At 63.8% G+C, this 17,980-nt stretch carries 15 protein-coding genes; 6 read left to right on the top strand and 9 right to left on the bottom strand.

Translation table 11 applies throughout. The features are described 5' to 3' along the window. Positions 1–8: 8 nt before the first annotated feature. Entirely contained in the window at positions 9–635 is a 627-nt protein-coding gene (locus A7A08_RS12140) for an SGNH/GDSL hydrolase family protein (protein ID WP_069095749.1), read from the bottom strand. Positions 636–857: 222 nt separating this feature from the next. Here A7A08_RS12140 and A7A08_RS12135 point away from each other — a divergent pair, with 222 nt between their 5' ends. The 5 genes from A7A08_RS12135 to A7A08_RS12120 all read left to right on the top strand — a co-directional run bounded on the left by A7A08_RS12135 (position 858) and on the right by A7A08_RS12120 (position 8,892). Then, positions 858–2,027 (top strand): mechanosensitive ion channel family protein, encoded by a 1,170-nt coding sequence (locus tag A7A08_RS12135; RefSeq protein WP_069095748.1) that lies wholly within the window; start codon positions 858–860, stop codon positions 2,025–2,027. Between the two features lie 231 nt (positions 2,028–2,258). Further along, complete coding sequence (locus tag A7A08_RS12130) at positions 2,259–4,064, top strand: catalase (RefSeq protein ID WP_280948801.1); 1,806 nt, start codon at positions 2,259–2,261, stop codon at positions 4,062–4,064. Continuing rightward, positions 3,968–4,369, top strand: coding sequence for a DJ-1/PfpI family protein (locus tag A7A08_RS16595; RefSeq protein WP_280948815.1), 402 nt, complete (start codon positions 3,968–3,970; stop codon positions 4,367–4,369). Before A7A08_RS12130 ends, A7A08_RS16595 begins: the two co-directional genes overlap by 97 nt. A 174-nt stretch (positions 4,370–4,543) precedes the next feature. Next, positions 4,544–5,668, top strand: coding sequence for an efflux RND transporter periplasmic adaptor subunit (locus A7A08_RS12125; RefSeq protein WP_083226738.1), 1,125 nt, complete (start codon positions 4,544–4,546; stop codon positions 5,666–5,668). 2 nt (positions 5,669–5,670) lie between these two features. After that, on the top strand, positions 5,671–8,892 hold the full coding sequence (locus A7A08_RS12120; protein ID WP_069095747.1) for an efflux RND transporter permease subunit: 3,222 nt from the start codon (positions 5,671–5,673) through the stop codon (positions 8,890–8,892). 32 nt (positions 8,893–8,924) lie between these two features. On the opposite strand, the gene A7A08_RS12115 is transcribed toward A7A08_RS12120, so the two are convergent. The 7 genes from A7A08_RS12115 to A7A08_RS12085 all read right to left on the bottom strand — a co-directional run bounded on the left by A7A08_RS12115 (position 8,925) and on the right by A7A08_RS12085 (position 16,220). Then, a complete protein-coding gene (locus A7A08_RS12115; RefSeq protein ID WP_069095746.1) occupies positions 8,925–11,132 on the bottom strand; it encodes a sensor domain-containing diguanylate cyclase in 2,208 nt (735 codons plus the stop codon). 224 nt (positions 11,133–11,356) lie between these two features. Then, complete coding sequence (locus A7A08_RS12110; RefSeq protein WP_069095745.1) at positions 11,357–11,791, bottom strand: hypothetical protein; 435 nt, start codon at positions 11,789–11,791, stop codon at positions 11,357–11,359. Between the two features lie 24 nt (positions 11,792–11,815). Next, positions 11,816–12,259 (bottom strand): curli-like amyloid fiber formation chaperone CsgH, encoded by a 444-nt coding sequence (gene csgH, locus A7A08_RS12105; RefSeq protein WP_141693984.1) that lies wholly within the window; start codon positions 12,257–12,259, stop codon positions 11,816–11,818. Between the two features lie 41 nt (positions 12,260–12,300). Then, positions 12,301–12,744: a hypothetical protein gene (locus A7A08_RS12100; protein WP_069095743.1), complete on the bottom strand. Its 444-nt coding sequence runs from the start codon at positions 12,742–12,744 to the stop codon at positions 12,301–12,303. Between the two features lie 160 nt (positions 12,745–12,904). Continuing rightward, positions 12,905–13,522 (bottom strand): exopolysaccharide biosynthesis protein, encoded by a 618-nt coding sequence (locus tag A7A08_RS12095; RefSeq protein WP_083226760.1) that lies wholly within the window; start codon positions 13,520–13,522, stop codon positions 12,905–12,907. A 69-nt stretch (positions 13,523–13,591) separates the two neighbouring features. Continuing rightward, positions 13,592–15,115 (bottom strand): mechanosensitive ion channel family protein, encoded by a 1,524-nt coding sequence (locus tag A7A08_RS16590; protein ID WP_208430632.1) that lies wholly within the window; start codon positions 15,113–15,115, stop codon positions 13,592–13,594. 97 nt (positions 15,116–15,212) lie between these two features. Continuing rightward, positions 15,213–16,220, bottom strand: coding sequence for a zinc transporter ZntB (locus A7A08_RS12085; protein WP_069095846.1), 1,008 nt, complete (start codon positions 16,218–16,220; stop codon positions 15,213–15,215). Between the two features lie 137 nt (positions 16,221–16,357). Here A7A08_RS12085 and A7A08_RS12080 point away from each other — a divergent pair, with 137 nt between their 5' ends. Continuing rightward, positions 16,358–16,648: a hypothetical protein gene (locus A7A08_RS12080; RefSeq protein ID WP_141693983.1), complete on the top strand. Its 291-nt coding sequence runs from the start codon at positions 16,358–16,360 to the stop codon at positions 16,646–16,648. A 40-nt stretch (positions 16,649–16,688) separates the two neighbouring features. Here A7A08_RS12080 and A7A08_RS12075 read toward each other — a convergent pair whose 3' ends face one another. Further along, positions 16,689–17,912 carry a cytochrome P450 gene (locus A7A08_RS12075; protein WP_069095740.1) on the bottom strand — a complete coding sequence of 408 codons (1,224 nt, stop codon included), beginning with the start codon at positions 17,910–17,912 and terminating at the stop codon, positions 16,689–16,691. Positions 17,913–17,980: the final 68 nt, after the last annotated feature.

Here is a 17,980-nt window from a genome sequence, read left to right as displayed (position 1 = left end):
GTTCTCGTTCAGAGCAGGGGGGCGATGACATCCTTCACCGCGAGGGCCAGCTTGCGCTGACCTTCGGGACCGAGATGGATCCCGTCGGGCTCGTCCGGCACGGCAACTGAGGCGGCGTCGAGATACGCGGTCCCCAGGGACTCGGCCACCAGCCGATAGGGCTCGGCGAGCTCAGTGCAGAGCTTTTGGCCACCGTCATAGAACAGGCCGATGGTCGGCTCCAGCTCCCCCATATGGGGCGGTGAGATGAGCATGATCGTAGGCGCTGCTCCGCCGGGGCCGGCGAGGCTCTGCTTGACGGTCATGATGAGCCGGGCGCAAGCCAGGGCGATCTCTCCGATGGTGAGGTGATAGCAGGGCGCGCAATCGTTGGTGCCGAGCATGATGATCACGGCATCAAGCGGCGCGTGGGACTCCAAAAGGAAGGGAAGCTTGGCGAGACCGCCGCGGTCGGGTCGAAGGCTGTCTTCCACGGCGAGCGTCCGGCCATTCAAGCCTTCTTCGATGATCTCGAATTCGGGTCCGAGCGCCTCGCCGAGAATGCGCGGCCAACGGTGTTCCGGCGGCAGTCTCGTGGCGTCCTTCGGGTTGTAGCCCCAGGTGATGGAATCGCCGAAGCAGAGGATGGATTTCATCTGGTCTACCGTCCGTCTTGATAGGTTTTCCGAAGCCGATCTGCGCCATTAAGCAGCGCCTGCCTTAAGATTTCGCCACCCCGCATGCCAGAAACCGCAGAAGCTTGCGATTTTCTCCTTGCGACAGATTCACTCTTCGCACCTGCGAAATGTGTTCGCATATGCGAAGTGGCGTTATGATGTTGCCCAGCCTGTCCGTGGACACAAACCCCGGAGATGCCTTTGGAGAACCTCATAACCGTTCTGTCCTCTATCGACTCCAATATGAACTGGTGGCCCGACTGGGCGAGCAGTTCGGTCCTGCTCCTTCTCGCCATCCTGTTTGCCTGGTGGCTCCACTCCATGCTGTTCCCGCTCATCGAGCGGTGGTTCGGCGGCGACGATCTCTTCCGCCGCTCGCTTCTCACGCGGACCCGCGGCGCCACGCGTCTCGCCTTCATACTCGCGGCCATCGCGATTGCGGTCGGTATTGCGCCGCTCACCTGGCAGCAGGCTTCGCTGGTCTGGGATATCGAGGCGGCTGGCATGGTGCTGCTGTTCGGCTGGGGGCTGACAATCGCTCTGCATGTGTGGACAGTCATCTATCTCCGGCGGTTCAGTCTCGATTCCGAGGACAATCTGCTTGCCCGCAAGCATGTGACCCAATCCCGTATCCTGGAGCGCATCGCCAAGATCCTGATCGTCGTGCTGACGATCGGAGCTGCGCTCATGACCTTCGACGGCGTCCGCCAATACGGCGTCAGCCTGCTGGCCTCGGCGGGTGCGGCCGGCCTGGTGGTCGGCCTGGCGTTGCAGCCGATGCTGAAGAACCTGATCGCCGGGTTCCAGCTCGCCGTCACACAGCCGATCCGCATCGACGATGCGCTGCTGGTGGAAGGGGAGTGGGGCAATGTGGAGGAGATCACCTCGTCCTATGTCGTGGTGAAGCTTTGGGATTGGCGGCGGATGATCGTTCCGCTCTCCTATTTCATCGAGACGCCGTTCCAGAACTGGACCCGGGAGAACGCCTCCCTGATCGGCACGGTCTATCTCTATACGGACTTCACAGTGCCGGCGCAGGCGGTGCGCGAGAAGCTCGAAGAGGTGGCCCGCAACTCGTCGATCTGGGACGGCAAGGTGGTCAATCTCCAGGTCACGGACTTCAAGGAGACCACCATGGAGCTGCGCATGCTGGTGAGCGCCAAGGATGCGCCGCGGACCTTCGACCTGAGATGCGAGGTACGCGAAAAGATGATCGCCTGGCTTCAGGAGGAGTATCCGAACGCCTTGCCGCGGACCCGGGCAGAACTGGAGCAAATCCCGGAAAGCCGTGGCGGGCGGTCCGACGGGTTCGGCGACGGATCGCGGCAGGGCGTGGAGCCCCGGAACCGTGAGCTCGCCGCGGCAGACTGATCGCTTTCGGATCGGCCGAAAGGGCCCTTCCATCGCCGCCAGAGGCGCGGTGAGCCATCTCTCAAAAGAAATTTCGAAGAGGAACCAATGTCCTACGCCTCCGGTTAACCGCGAGAGACCGGCCCCGTAAGGGTCCCACCGCACGGTTCAAGGGAGAAGCGATATGGACGAAATCAAGAAGGGCGAGGCAGCGCCTGCCACGGCGCGCACCGTCGGGCAGCCTCAGGCGAGATGGATGAGAGATCGAAGAGCCAGGAGACGTGCAAGTCGAAAGATATGAAGCCGGAGGCCGCCGAGCCCGGCAAGGCGATGACCGGCAATCAGGGCGTCGGCATCTCCGACGATCAGAACACGCTGAAGGCAGGGCCGCGCGGGCCCAGCCTGCTCGAGGATTTCTACTTCCGCGAGAAGATCACTCATTTCGATCACGAGCGCATCCCGGAGCGGGTGGTGCATGCACGGGGCGCCGGCGCCCATGGCGTCTTCACCTGCTATGACGACCTTTCGGATCTGACCTGCGCGTCGCTGTTCGGCGAGGCGGGCAAGGAGACGCCGGTCTTCGTGCGGTTTTCGACCGTTGCGGGGTCGCGCGGCTCGGCCGACACTCCGCGCGACGTTCGCGGCTTTGCCGTGAAGTTCTACACCGACGAGGGCATTTGGGATCTGGTCGGCAACAATATCCCGATCTTTTTCATCCAGGATGCGATCAAGTTTCCCGATCTGATCCATGCGGTGAAGCCGGAGCCGAACAACGAGATTCCGCAGGCCGCTTCGGCTCACGACACGTTCTGGGACTTCGCATCGCTGACGCCGGAAACGGCGGCCATGCTGATGTGGGTGATGAGCGACCGGGCGCTGCCGCGCAGTCTGGCGATGATGGAAGGCTTCGGCATCCACACCTTCCGGATGGTGAACGCCGATGGAAAATCGCATCTGGTGAAATTCCACTGGAAGCCGAAGAAGGGCGTCCATTCGCAGGTCTGGGACGAGGCCCAGCTTACGGCCGGCAAGGATCCCGACTTTCACCGGCGCGACATGTTCGAGGCGATCGAGCGCGGCGACTATCCGGAATGGGAGTTCGGCGTGCAGGTGGTCGACGAAGAGGATCAGCTGAAATTCGGCTACGATCTGCTCGACCCCACGAAGATCATCCCGGAAGAGGATGTGCCGGTCCGGCCGATCGGCAAGATGGTGCTGAACCGCAACCCCGACAATTACTTCGCCGAGACGGAGCAGGTGGCTTTCCATGTCGGGCACGTGGTGCCGGGGATCGACTTCACCAACGATCCGCTGCTGCAGGGGCGCCTGTTCTCCTATCTCGATACGCAGCTGAAGCGGATCGGGCCGAACTTTGCCGAGCTGCCTATCAACCGGCCGCTCAACGAGGTGCGCAACAACGAGCGCGACGCTCAGATGCGCATTCAGATCAACAAGGGCCGGGTCTCGTACTTCCCGAACAGTCTGGACGGCGGCTGCCCGATGCATCAGCCGGAAGCCGTGCAGGCTTTCCGGAGTTATGCCGAAAAGATGGAAGGCGAAAAGGTGCGCGAGCGCAGCGACAGCTTCGCCGACTATTTCAGCCAGGCGCGGCTTTTTTGGAACAGCATGGCGGATTGGGAGAAGGAGCACATCGTCAATGCGATCTCCTTCGAGCTCAACAACTGCACCAGCGACATGGTGCGGGGCAGGGTGCTGAACGAGCTTCTCGTCAACATCCACGAGGATCTCGCGGAAGGAGTGTCCGAGCAGATCGGCATTGCTGTGACGCCGGCGGGCAGCGCCGACAATCCGACGCCGTCGGCGCGACACCGTCGGGACCGGTCAAGAAGCACAACAAGACCTCGCCGGCGCTCAGCATGGACAAGCCGGCCGAGGACATCAAAGGCCGGCGTATCGCGGTCCTTGCCGGGGACGGCGTTGACGGCGATCAGCTCGCGGCGATCCAGAAGAGCTTTCAGTCGGAAGAGGCGGTCGTGGAGGTCATCGCATCGAAGGCCGGTACGATCACTTGCAGCAAGGGGAAGGCGGTTCGGGTGAACCGCGCCGCTCCAAATGCCGCGTCCGTTTTCTATGATGCGGTGATCGTGCCTGGCGGAAAATCCGCGGGGTCGCTTGCGAAGTCGGGTGCGGCCATCAACTTCATCAACGAGACGTTCCATCACGGCAAACCGATCGCGGCGCTGAGCGATGGAAAGAGCGTGCTCGAGGCGGCGCGGTTGCCTGAGATGACCAAAAAAGTAGGGGTGTTCACGGCGGACGACGAAAGTGTCCTGCCGGCGTTCATCGATGCCATCAAGCAGCATCGCTATCATAACCGCACTGTCGCTCCGGTCGCCGCCTAGGCAAGTTTCGACAACTGTGGCATGTGAGCCAAACTGTGGCGGGTCGATCCGAACAGGATCGGCCCGCTTTCAGTTTTAACGTTTGCCCTCTTTCACCTGTCACCGGGGTTGCGTAACCTCCTTAACAATCACGATTTATAGCGACGGCCGCGGCGGGGCCGGGAAGGGTTGGATATGCGATCGGGAGATCGGCAGCGTTTTGTTCTCATGGGCCGTTTCCGGCACCGAATCGATGCGGTTCGCCTTCCCATTTTCGCGATGCTCGTCGCCGGAGCGATCCAATCTACCGCTTACGCCCAGCCGCCCGCGCCGCCTGTCGAAACGGAAACGGTCACGGTTGCTCCGGTGGTCAAGCAGCTAGAGATTTCGGGTACGGTCTCGACGCCCCAGGCCTCCCAGATCTCCACCTCAGTCGAAGGTTTGGTCAGCGAGATCCACTACGACAGCGGCGCCCGGGTGAAGCGGGGCGATGTGCTGCTTAACCTGGATGCCGAGCTGCAGGAGGCGGCCTTTGCCCAGGCGGAGGCGCAGACAAAGCGGGCCGCGGCGGAAGTGAAGGACGCCAAGCGTCGCCTGAAGATCGCCGAGACCCTGGCCGCGCGGAACTACGGCCCCAAGAACGAGAAAGAAGCACGGGAAGCGGAGGTCGATATCGATCAGGCCGCGCTTGAAGCCGCCAAGGCCGAGCAGAAGCGCCGCGCCGCCATCCTGGAACGCCACGAGCTGCATGCGCCATTCGATGGAGTTATCTCGGAGCGCATGGCTGAGGTCGGCCAATGGGTAGAGCCGGGCACGGCGGCCTTCGAGCTGGTCGCCATGGACAAATTCCGCATCGATCTTCCGGTGCCGCAGGATTATTTCGCGCAGCTTCAGAAGGGGACCGAGGTCGCGCTGAAATTCGATGCCTTGCCTGGCGAGACGATCCCGGCGGAAATCGGCGCGCTGATCCCGGTGAGCGATCCCGATGCGCGGACCTTCACCTTGCGGGTGCTGCCCTTGCGCAAGAACCTGCCGATTGCGCCGGGCATGTCCGCCCAGGTGATCCTTCGCCTCCATACGGGCCAGGAAGACGTGGTCGTGAGCCGGGATGCGCTGATCCGCTACCCGGACGGGCGCGTAACCGTATGGGTGCTGGAAGACGAAGACGGGGAGACCAAGGTGAAGGAGCGGCGCGTGGATATCGGGCTTGCCTTCGACAATCTGGTGCAGATCCGCTCCGGCCTCAAGGCAGGGGAGCGGGTGGTCGTGCGCGGCAATGAATCCCTGCGCGACGGGCAATCCGTCCGGCTCGCGAGCTGATCATGAAAGATGACGGCCCCGCCGGGTTCTTCGCCAGCGTCGCCAGGCATGGCACCCTCGTCGCCGTCGTCACCCTGATCGTCTGCGTGCTGGGCGTCGTCGGCGCCTTCAAGATTCCCATCCAGATGATCCCGGACCTGGAAGTCCGCACGATCACGGTGCAGACCCGCTGGCCGGGCGCCACCCCCCAGGACATCGAGAAAGAGATCCTGATCGAGCAGGAGGAGTATCTCCGCTCGATCCCGAGCCTGGAGCGGCTGATCTCGCGCTCGTCCAGCGGCAGCGCCGAGATCGAGCTGGAGTTCCCGTTCAACATCGATCTCAACGAGACGATGATCCGCATCAACAATGCGCTGAGCCAGGTGCCCTCCTATCCGGAGAATGTCGACCAGCCGCGCATCTTCGCCAGCTCTTTCAGCGCCAACTCCTTCATGTATTTCCGAGTCTCGCCGTTGCCGGGCAATCCGCGCGAGCTCGACATGGACATGATGCGGGACTTCGTGGACGACAATGTCCGTCCGCGGCTTGAGAGCGTGCGGGATGTGAGCCGGGTCAGCGTCGGCGGCGGGGCGGAGAAGCAGATCCAGATCCTGTTCGATTCCGCCGCCCTGGCCGAGCGCGGGCTGACCATGACGCAGGTGCGCGAGGCGGTCCGCAACCGGAACCGCGACACCTCGGGCGGCGAGATCGAGAGCGGCAAGCGCCGCTATCTCCTGCGCACCATCGGCCGGTTCGACGATCCGGAATCCCTGGAAGAGCTCATCATCGCGCGCCGCGGCGGGACCATCACGCGGTTGCGCGACGTGGCCGATGTGAAGCTCGATCATTTCGAGATCTACCAGCAGGGCTATGTGAACGAGCGGCCGATCATCTTCCTGTCCGTGCGGCGGGAGGCCGGCTCCAACGTGATCGCGATCAAGGACGCCGTGATGGCGGAGGTTGGTCCGATCAACCGGGAGATCCTGGAACCTGCGGGCATGATCCTGGAGAAGACGGCCGACGACGTGACCTATGTGGAAGCGTCCATCGCCAATGTCTGGACCAACCTCGCCATCGGCGCGGTGCTGGCGACGCTGGTGATGTATCTCTTCCTGCGCTCGGCCAAGGCGACCGTGGTGGGGGTGGTCGGCATTCCCATCTGCACCATCGCGGCGTTTCTCGGCCTGCTGGTGGCGGGGCGCACCATCAATGTGATCTCGCTGGCCGGCGTGGCATTCGCCATCGGCATGACCCTCGACAACTCCATCGTCGTGCTGGAGAGCATCGATCTCGCCAGGCGGCGCGGGCTCGGACGCTTGCAGGCTGCCGTCACCGGCGTGCGCCAGGTCTGGCCGGCGGTGCTCGCCTCGACCCTGACCACGGTGCTTGTCTTCATCCCCATCGTGTTCATCCAGGAGGAGGCGGGGCAGCTCTATTCGGATATTGCCGTCGCCGTGTCGGCGTCGATCCTCGCCTCCATGCTGGTCGCCATCCTGGTGGTGCCGACAGCGGCGGCCTATCTCGATCTGAAGCCCAAGGGCGCGGAGCTGTCGGCAGAGGTCGCCATGAGCAATGGCTGGATCGTGCGCAGCGTCGGGTGGCTGACCGCGACGGCCTGGCGCCGCTTCATCTGCATCGCCGGCGTGGCGGGGGCGAGCGCTGCGGTGATCGTGCTCCTCACGCCGCCGGCGGAGTATCTGCCCGAGGGCGAGGAGCCCAAGATGTTCGCCCGGATGAATGCGCCGCCGGGCTACAATCTGGAGACCATGAGCGAGATCGGCATGGAGCTGCAGGACTGGCTCATGCCCTTCGTCGATGCCGATCCGGCCGACTTCCAGGAGGGCGTCGCCCCGGTGCCGGCGCTCAAATACATCTTCCTGATGATCGAAGCGGAAGGCCTGCGGATCATTGCCGAAACGGTGGATCCCGGCGATATCGGCGCGCTCATGGATATCATGACGGCGAAATACGAGACCTATGCCGGGATGCGGGCGTTCGTCTCGCGGGGGTCCATTATCACCAGCAATGACGGCGGCACGCGCAGCGTCAGTCTCGATATCTCAGGGCGGCGTCTCCAGGAGGTCTACGCGACCGCCTCGGCCGCCTATGCCCGGGCGAACGAGATCTTCGACGGGCCGCGCATCCAGGCCGATCCGCCGACGCTCACTCTGTCTCAGCCCCTGATCGAAGTACGGCCGAAATGGGAGCGGGCAGCGGAGCTCGGCATGACGGCGGACGATCTCGGCTTCACGGTGGCCGCCTTCACCGACGGCGCCTATGTCGGCGAGTTCTTCCGCGACGACGAGAAGATCGACATCTATTTCTATAGCCGCAACGGGGCCGCGACGAATTTGGACAATGTCGGCATGTTGCCGGTCTACACCCCCCAAGGGACCGCCGTGCCGCTTTCGGCCGTCGCCGATATCCGAGAGACGGTCGACACCAACACCATCCGCCGCATCGACGGGCGGCGGACCGTCACCCTCAATATCATTCCACCCGAGAATGTCGCGCTCGAAACGGGTGTCGCGCGGGTGAGCTCGGAGCTCGTCGACTATCTGAAGAGCAGCGGCCAGGTGCCCCAGGGCGTCACCATGACGATCTCCGGGGCGAGCGACGAGCTAAACGCGACGCGGGAAGCGCTGCTCGGCAACTATGTGGTCGCTATCGCGATCATCTATCTGCTGCTCGTGGCCATCTTCACCCATTGGGGCTATCCGCTGCTGATCATGACGACCATTCCGCTGGGTGTGGCCGGCGGCATCGTGGGGCTTGCCCTGATGAACTGGGTCGGGGGCCTCTTACCCATGCTGGGCATGGAGCCGCTGATCCAGCCCTTCGACATGATCAGCATGCTGGGCTTCCTGATCCTCATGGGCACGGTGGTGAACAACCCGATCCTGATCGTCGACCGGGCGCTCTACAACGTGCGGGAGGAGGGCTTCGGCGCGAAGGAGGCGGTCATGGAGGCGGTCTCGTCGCGGCTGCGCCCGATCGCCATGTCCACGGTGACGACGATCTGCGGACTGGCGCCGCTGGTGTTCATACCGGGGGCGGGCACTGAGCTCTATCGCGGTGTGGGCGCCATCGTGCTGTTCGGCATCATGGGGACCGCGGTGGTGACGCTCACCTTCCTTCCGGCACTTACCCTGGGGGTCATGCGGCTGGTCGGCTATCAGCTCGACGATGCCGAGATGGAGCCCGAATCCAACGAGATTTCCGAGGTGAAGAAGAAGGCGGCGTAGCTGGCGCCCCAGGCAAACTGTGCCGAGGAACGCTATGCGACCCGGTGAAGGCCCGCGCTTGCAGGCTGCGACCGCGGTGCCTGCTCGACCCGGTTCCTGCCGTTCAGCTTTGCCGCGTACAGTGCGGCGTCGGCCCGGGCCAGAAGGGTCTCGGGCTTGTCGCCGGGTTCGAGTTCGGCCACGCCAAAGCTGCAGGTGACATCTCCGCCGCTTGAGAAGGTCCCTTCCGCCACTGCCTGCCGAAGGGTTTCGGCGAGCGTCACCGCGGCCTCCAGCTCGCCATGGGGCACGATGACCGCGAATTCCTCGCCGCCCCAGCGGGCCAGGAAGTCGGTCTTGCGCAGCCGTTCGGCGAAGAGCCCCGAGAGCTCGGTCAGGACCGTGTCGCCGACCTGATGGCCGTGTTGGTCATTGATTTGCTTGAAGTGATCGATATCGAAGATGATGAGCGAAAGCGGGGTGTCGTAGCGGTCGGCCCGCGCGATCTCGAGCAGGAGACGCCGGTCGAAGCTCATGCGGTTGCTCAGCCCGGTGAGGGCGTCGGTGCTGGCTTGCTGAGAGAGGTCCTTGGCCAAGGCCTCCAGTTCCGACTGCCGATCCATCTGCAGCTGGTCGTGGATATGGCGTTCCCGGCCCATGAGATAGACGATGGCCGTCGCCGTGGTCATCAGGGTGATGATGATCCCGAGCACCCGGCTTGCAAAGATGCCTCGGGCGGTGGTGAAGGTGACGATGGACCAGCCGCTATGGCCGACCGGCTCACGCTCGACGAAGGTTCTGGCGCCCCAGAGCTCCCGCCACCCGTTGATCTCGATTTCGCTCTTGAACAGAGGCGGGAGATTGAGAGCGCCGTAGCGCCGTGCGGCTGCTTCTTCGCGCTGCGGCGAGAGAGGCCAAAGGGGCTTCAGGAGCATATTCGGATTGTTGGAGAGCGTGACGATGCCATTGCGGTCCGTCAGCATGAAGGGCATATCCAGTCCGGCCAGATCGCTTGCGAACCGGTCCAGGGATTTCTCCATGACCACCGCGCCGACCACTGCGCCGGCGTCGTCCCGGACAGGGACGCTGACATTGTAGCGGGTCTGGTCGCGATCATCGCCATAGATCAGCTGGTGTACGGTCTGGCCGAGAAGCGTCCGGCTGACGATGGGCGACATCCGGATTTGCGGGGGCGGCTCGGCGGTTGCGCCGCCCGCCGCGCTGACGACGACCATTCCCGCCCGGTCCATCAAGAATCCAAACACGGCATTGGAGGCCTGGACATCGAGGGCCAGGACCGAGACGGCTTCTTCCTTTGCCGATGGCCCGCCTTCGGTGAGCAGGGTCCGGACGGTGGGCGAGCCCGCCAGGGAAATGGCCATGGCATCGAGCATGTCCATCTCCCGCGACAGATGGCTTTTAACAAGGGCGACCTGGCCCTCGGCGTCCGCTTCGATATTCTCCTTGTAGATGTTCCCCAGATACTGGGTCAGAACCCAGCCTGCACCGAGGATGACGGCGAGGGTCACGAGGGTGGCGACGTAGAGCCGGTAGAGATGTTTCGCATAGCCGGCCGAGGCCATCCGCTCGATCAGCTTCTGGCCCCAGATCGACCAGATGGCAAAAGACATCCAACAGGCCAGGATGCCGCGCACGAGCTGGATGGGAAGGCCGGTGAGATCGGCGAACCAGCCGTAGTTGGCGACCGTGGCGGGCCAGATGGGTGCTGCCGGAACGATCAGGCCGGCCGCAATGCCGTAAAGCGCGAATCCGGTAGCGGCGCCTAGGGCAAGTCGTGCGTCGCGTCTTGCGAGATGGTGGGCGTGATAGGCGAACACGAAGGCCGTCGCCGTGGCGGCGGGGAAGCCGATGAAGTACCGGCCGCAGGCATTGGCTTCCGCATTACCCCCGAGCCATCCGCCGATCACGACGGGAATCAGGAGAAGGATGTAGATCCAGCGCCCCGGAGACCTGAAGCGGGACTCGATGGCGACTACGCGCGCGAACTCGAATAGGAAGAGGTAAGACCCCACCATCACCGCGGTTCTGAACCAGGCGAAGTTGGCGGAATCGCCGGAGATCAGGGCGACGAGATCCAGCCATTCGGAGGCCCCGTGGACGAGGCCGAAGGTGCCGAGCATCATCCAGGCGGCATGATTGTCGGTGCGTCGGATGGCGAAGCAGACCGCGCCCAGCAGGATGAAGGCGAGCCCGTAGAAGAAGAAGATGAAGTCGAGCTGGGATTCCAAAAATTCGGCCATCGTGACCCTCGGGCCGACCGTCCAAGACACTCCGGTCAGGACGCCGGCCGAACGGCTTTCACATTGCTATCCAGGGTTTGAACTTTTGGCACCTTGGCCGGGAAACATTACCTTTTTGTCCCCGCGAAGCCGACAATTGGCAAAATTCTTTTTCTGGAACAACCCTTTAAGCCTCCCCGGGGCCCGTTGGCGGGGGTCCGGGAAGGCCTAAACGGCGTTTCGGCCTACCATCCGCCCTGAAAGACGATGCTGTTCCGGCCGTAGCCGCTCTGGCGGCCATCGAAGGTGGCGCCGCGGCCGAACTGGAAGACGCCCAGGGTGTTGTTGCGGCCACGCTGATCGAGGGTGGCGCTGTGGTCGTCGCCGCGCTGCACGACGAAGCCGTTGTTGCCGCGGCCGCTCTGGCCGATGGCGGCGGCGTTGCGCTTGCCCTTCTGGTCGACATGGGCGTTGTTCTTCTTGCGCCCCTTCGAGCCGTTCTTGTGATCCTCCACCATGGAGTAGATCTGCAAGCCCGTGCTGATCATGCGGGCCGTATCACCGCTCGGCGTGAGGCCGAAGCTGACGGTGCCTCCGGCGGACGCGGTGGCGGGCATGCTCAACGTGCCCAGGGTGAGGGCGAGTGCGGCGAAGGCGCTTTTGACGGTGATCGGTGTCATCGGTTTTCTCCCTGTAAGGTTCGATTAGAAGAAGCTTGGGAAGCGGCTACCGCCGCCGATGCTCTTGGTGCAGGGCGCGCCGCCCTCCGCCCAGTGGACGGTGAGGGTGGCGCTGTAGCCACCGGAGGTGCCGAGCGCGACGCTGCTGAGCGGTTCGCTTCCGCCGGGATAGGCGCTGAACGGACCACCCTGGACGATCTGCGAGCCGCTGCCCTGGCGGACGGTGAGCTCGTAGGAGCCGTTCGCCGGGTGGTCGGCATAAGCGAAGCCTTCGAGATTGACGCTCCCCATGCTCTCGTCGACGCGGAGCTCGCAATCGTGGCCCGGCGCATAGCCGGCGGCGATCACGGGCTTCTTCAACGGGAGCTCCATCGCCGGAGCGCCGGCCTGGGGGGCAAAGCCGCCTGCCGCCCAAGCCATGCTCAAGGGGAAAAGCGCCACGGAAAGCGGGGCAAGGATGCGGATCATGGTCATGTCTCCTGTGCTTGAGTTGGACGGCAGGGGCCGGGTCAGTCCTGAACGATGACGGTGACGTTGCCCCGGCCGGACTGGACGACATTGGCCTTGTTGCCGCGTCCACCCTGGATGACGGCGAGGGCGTTGCCGGATCCGCGCTGGGTCGTCGTGGCGCGCTGGTGAGCGCCGAACTGGGCGATGCCGGTGATGTTGCGGCCGCCGCGCTGGTAGCTGTCGGCATAGTGGCCGCGGCCCTGCTGGCCGACGACTGCGCGGTTCCGCCAGCCCTGCTGGTTGTGCAGGGAGGTGTTGCCGTATCCGTACTGATGCAGGGTCATGCGGTTGCGTTGACCGTACTGGCTGCCGCCAAACTCGTTATAGGCGCCGCGCTGCTCGACGAAGAATGACGAACCGCCGGCCTGGGCGGGGGTGAGGCCTGCGCCGAGGGTCACGGAAACGGCGGCGGTGCCTGCGATCAAAAGACTGCGAAGTTTCATCTCTCGTCCTCCAGATATTCGCGGCGGGTTTGCTTTGCCGCTTGTGAGGACGAGTTTTAGCGAGCCGGGCTTGAACCCGTTTTGAATGGAGCGTTCACCTCGCGTTCAGGCATGCGAGACGCTGCAGAAATTCAATTTATTGAACGATTTCAGTTGGTTGCTACCAGACCCAGTTCGGTCCGACGAAGCCGAGACCGCCGGCAACGGCCAGTCCGGTGAACGCGCTCGCCACCAGCATCAGGATTCCGTCGCTTACCAGAAGGGCGAGCCCGAACATGGCGATGGCCAAGGCGGGCAGGGCGACGGCGAAGGGCAGAAGCTCTAAAGGCGGGATGGCGAGCGCCAGAAGCACGCAGGCGCCGGCGGCGATCTGTACGAACGGTTCGGCGGTCAGCCTGTCCAGGCGGCCGCGGAACCAGCGGTCCATACGCACCGCCCAGGGGCGCATCGCGTCCAAGGATTGCTTCATCTTGTCGGCCGGTACTCGACGTTTCCGCAGGAATTTCGGGATCCAGAGATGGTCGAGCCCGAGCATGATCTGGACGGCGAAGAGGATGATGATCACCGCCAGAAGCGTCGGAACGCCGGGGATGCCGCCGACGGGGGTGATGCCGATCAGGGCCGGGATCATCAGGAATGGCCCGTAGCTGCGGTTGCCCAGGGCGTCCATCATGTCGCCGATGGTGACGTTCTCGCATTCGCTGGCCCGGTCCTCGAGTTGGTCGAGGATCGAAGCTACGGGACTTGAGGAATCGGACCCCTTGTTTTCCTGATTCATCGCGCCTTCGGCCATGCAACCCAAACATCGGGCCTATGCCAGTGTTCCGTGACGCTTTGCGAACAATGGCTAGACGGCGTCGGGCTCGCCGTCCTCTTGCGCCTTACCGGCGTCTTGTGACGTGGCGGACTCTTGCACGATGGGAAGGCGGCCGGAGCGGATGTGCAGGTCTCGCTGCGGGAAGGGGATCTCGATATTGTATTTGGAAAGCGCGGTCTCGATGGCCCAGCAATAGGCGGCGTTGACGGCCGCCGGGCGCTGCACGGACTCCGGATCGAGCCAGACCACGAGCTCGAAATCGAGGGCGCTATCGCCAAAGCCGACAAGCCAGACCTGGGGCTCGCGGCCTTTGACGCCGAGGAGCGTGTGATGGACGTCCTCGGCCGCCTCCAGCCCCGCCTTACGCACCAGCTCCTTGTCGGTGCCGTAGGCGACCCCGAAGGGGATGCGCATGCGGCGGAAGGCATCGCGATGGGTCCAGTTCACCATCTGCTTGGAGATGAACTCCGAGTTGGGGACGAGGATATCGATATTGTCGTTGGTGGTGACGAGGGTGCTGCGGATGGTGATCTCGCGCACGCTGCCGCGCACGGTATCGGAGAGCTCGATGAAATCGCCGACCTTGATGCTGCGTTCGGAGAGCAGAATGATGCCGGCGACGAGATTGCTGAACACCGATTGCAGTCCGAAGCCGATGCCGACGCCGATGCCGCCGAACAGGACGGTGAGGGCGGTGAGGTCCACGCCGACTGCGCTCAGGGCGATCATGATGGCGCCGAAGAGCAGGGCCAGGCGAATGCTTTGGCCGATCAGCGTGCGGACCGAAGGCGTGAAGGCGCTCGTCCGGCGGATGCGGGAGTTGAGGACGCCCGCGACAACGCTCGCGATCCAGATCAGCAACGCGGCGAACAGCACACCCTTGAGCACGAGGTAGAGGGAGAGGCGCATGGCCCCCATGCGTAAGGCGACACTGTCGAGGAACGCGACGGTCGGATCGAGCAGCTGCAGGATATTGAGGGCGGCGATGATCCACGCGACGGTGGCGAAGGTCTTCGACCAGAACGGGTCGGGCACCAGGGTGGAGAACAGGCGGATCAGGATCCAGGCGTTCAGCAGGCTCGCCACCGCGGTCAGGATCACCCGTTCGAAACCGAACTGGCCGAGCACAGATGCGCCGAACCAGAGCAGCACGACCGCGATGAGCGGGATAACGAGATTGAAGACGACCTTCCGGAGCTCGATGACGGCCTGATAGCTGGTCGCGTCCGGTTCGGGCCACAGGCGCGCCAGAAGTCGCTTGGCGGGGCGCGCCAGGGAATAGGCCGCGATCGCGGCAATGGCGATGACCGTGAGCTCGATAGCCACGCCGAGGGTCAGAACATGGGTGCGGACGAAATCGATCGCCCGCTCGGTCCATGTCATCGCCGCATCGACGGTATCGTCCAGGCTCTCGGAAACCGAGTTCAGGTCACTCTGTGCGGAAAGATCGGGGGTAGGGGCAGTCTCGACAGGGGGCGGAGACGGTCCGGCGCCGATGGCGCCGGAGGTCGGCGGGCCGGGCGTCGACCCCTGAGCGAGAAGCAAGCGGCTCACCTATGGCGCTCTGTCGCTTGGTAGTACATGGCGGTTATTCTAGCGCAAAAAAAAAGCGAGGCAAAGCCGCCATCGGGGCCCGAAGAGCGTTTGGCGATCAAAACCATTTGAGACGGCGGAACAGGTAGACCTCGCCGACGAGGACCAGGCCGAGCATGATGCAGGTGACCCAGAAGCCCAAGGTGCTCTGCACGCCGGGCATACCCCCGACATTGACGCCCAGAAGCCCGGTCAGAAAACCGAGGGGCAGGAAGATGCCTGCGATCAGGGAGAGGGCATACATGCGATGGTTCATGCCTTCGGCGAGCCGGTTGGAGATTTCGTCGCGGATCACGATGGCCCGGTCGCGGGCGGCATCGAGGTCTTCGATATAGCGCTGAAGCTTGTCGGCGGATTCCCGCAGCAGGATCTCCATCTCCCGGTTGAGCCACGGCGGGCGCTCGATATGGATGCGGGCCAGGGCATCGCGCTGGGGCCCGATGTAGCGTCGCATGCCGACCGCCGTCTGGCGGACCGTTGTCAGTTGTCCCCTCAGGGCGGAGAAGTCCCTCTCCTCCAGGTCCTCCTCAACCTCGTCGAGTGCTTCGTCCAGCTCGACGACGACCGTATTCATGCGCTCGGTCAGCCGTTCGGTGAGGCGGACGAAGAGCTCCGGCACGCTCGTGGCGCCGCATCGCTTGTCGATGAGGTCGGAAAGCATGTCCCTCGGTGTCATCACGGGACGGTAGCGGATAGTGATGAGGCGGCTGCTTCCGGTGCAAATGCGCAGGGCGACCATGTCGTCCGGATCGGCGCCGGCATTAAGGTTCACGCCGCGCAGGATCGCGAGCAGGCCGTCATCGGTGGTCAGAACTCGGGGGCGGGTCTCCTCCTCCAGAAGGATGCGGCGGCTGATCTCGCTGAGCTCGGCGGTCTCCTCCAGCCATCGATGGGTGGTCTCCGTGCCGCTATCGAGATGAACCCAAAGCGGACCTTGCTCGGGACGCCAGGCATTCAGCTCCTTCCAGCCGATACGTTCGGCGCCTCCCTTGCCATCCAGAATGCAGGCGAAGACGAGGCCGTCATCGCTGTCGGCGATGACGCCGGGAAGGGAGCTGGTGCTCATGTCGCGTTGCTCGCTGAGGGACCCCATGGACATCGATCCGATCTTGCCACGGAAAGGAAAGCATCACGACTCCCCCGGGAACTGGGATATGATGGTTTCGCGTTCCATCGCCGCTGCAATCGCGAAAGTGACTGTCGATGCTGAAGTCCCGTTCTCTTCGGTCCCGGGATCGGGACGTGCTCCTGCGATCCAGCGCCTCCGGGGCCGCCTCCGTCGGGCTCGGGTCCATCGGCGCTCTTGCCGTCAGCGCTTTGGCGGTCGGCGCATTGGCGATCGGGGCGCTCGCCATCGGCCGGCTCGCGGTGGGGCGGGCCCGGTTCCGGTCGCTCGAGGTCGACGAGCTGACCGTCGGCAAGCTCAAGATAAAGTCCGTGGAGAACGACGATGCCCCCGCTGCCGGTCAGGGCAGGGAGGCATCGGGAAAGTGACCGGCGCGGACGCGCGGGCATGGGGGACATGGTCTAGGGTCTAAGCGGCTGCGGCGACCTTCTCCGGATCGAAGGCGATGGGAAGAGAGATCGGTCCCGTGTTGCCGCTGTCAGGCAGGTAGTGGCCCTCTCCGTTCTTCCGGATATTGCGCATCTGCTGAGGCAGCTTTCTGAAGGCCACGGTCATGTCGGAGCGCGCGATGGCGTGGCCGAGGCAGTGATGGATGCCGCCGCCGAAACCAAAATTGCGCGCCCGGTCCTCGTTGGCGATATCGAAATCAACGGGGTCGAAAACCTCCGGATCGGTGCCGGCGGATTCGGAAATCATGTGAAGGGTGGTGCCCTTCTTGATCATCAGACCTTCGTACTCGAAATCGTCCCAGGCCTCGCGGGTGACCCAGGTGATCGTCGGGCGCACACGCAGGACCTCCTCGACCGCCTTGGGGGCGAGATCGGGGTTGTCGCCGAGGAGCGTCCACTGGTCCGGGTGCTCCAGGAACATGGAAATGCCGAGGCCGAGCTGATTGCGGGTCGTGTCGATGCCGGCGAAGACCAGCATCAGGATCATATCGCGCAGCTCGTTGTCGGACAGGCGGTCATTGTCCTCGGTGGCGGCCACGAGGTTCGACATGAAGTCGTCGCCGCCCTTCTGCTGGCGGCGGCGTGCCACGATCTCGTCGGCGTAGGCGTACATGCCCTCGGTCGCCTCGTTGATACGGGCCTCATGCTTCTTGAAGTCCACGCCGAGGGCCAGACCCATATCGGCGGAGAGGTTCAGCACATGCGCGGCCTCTTCCTTGGGAAGGCCGAGGACGTGGCAAAGCACGCGGGACGCATAGGGGTTGGCGAAGTCGGCCATGAAATCGCATTCGCCCTTCTCGATGAAGTCCGCCGTCAGTTCGTCGGCGATCTCCTCGAATTTCGGCAACAACCCCTGGATGACCCGCGGCGAGAAGGCGGGATTCACGAGCTTGCGCAGCCGGGAGTGATCCTCGCCTTCCAAGGCTAGGATGCTGCGCGACCACCAATCGGCGAAGATGCCCTGCACCTCGTTGTGGCCCGGCCAGGCATGGCTGCCTTGGCGCAAGCCCTTATGCAGCAGGAGCTTGCGTACCTCGTTGTATCGCAGCACCGCGATGCCGTAGGGGGTGCGCGCGAACCAGCTCTGGTCGCGCGCCTCCTTCACTTGGCTTCCACGGATGGAGACGGTGGGGTTTGCGATATCGACGAAGGGCGCGTCTTCCAGCTGTACCGCGTTTTCCATTCTTATTCTCCGCGTTGCTATGGGAGGTAGTCGAGATATGTCTCGACGTCCCAGTTCGTTGTGGTGTG

It is taken from the genome of Methyloligella halotolerans, assembly GCF_001708935.1.
GTDB classification, from domain to species: domain Bacteria; phylum Pseudomonadota; class Alphaproteobacteria; order Rhizobiales; family Methyloligellaceae; genus Methyloligella; species Methyloligella halotolerans.
This window is presented reverse-complemented; position numbering and strand designations above follow the sequence as displayed.